The organism is Paenibacillus sp. MMO-58 (assembly GCF_037146255.1).
Classification (GTDB): domain Bacteria; phylum Bacillota; class Bacilli; order Paenibacillales; family Paenibacillaceae; genus Pristimantibacillus.
This window is the reverse complement of the sequence record NZ_JBBCVY010000053.1, coordinates 1-236: the sequence shown is the minus strand read 5'-3', so window position 1 is coordinate 236 and position 236 is coordinate 1. Positions and strand designations below refer to the sequence as shown.

The 236-nt window shown below is 52.5% G+C and carries 1 rRNA gene; it reads right to left on the bottom strand.

The annotated features are described in order from the left end of the window. Positions 1-236, bottom strand: a 16S ribosomal RNA gene (locus WFJ73_RS33510); the annotation flags it as partial.

Genomic DNA, 236 nt, shown 5'->3' with positions numbered 1-236 from the left:
TGCTGGCAACTAAGATCAAGGGTTGCGCTCGTTGCGGGACTTAACCCAACATCTCACGACACGAGCTGACGACAACCATGCACCACCTGTCTCCTCTGTCCCGAAGGAAAGCCCTATCTCTAGGACGGTCAGAGGGATGTCAAGACCTGGTAAGGTTCTTCGCGTTGCTTCGAATTAAACCACATACTCCACTGCTTGTGCGGGTCCCCGTCAATTCCTTTGAGTTTCAGTCTTGC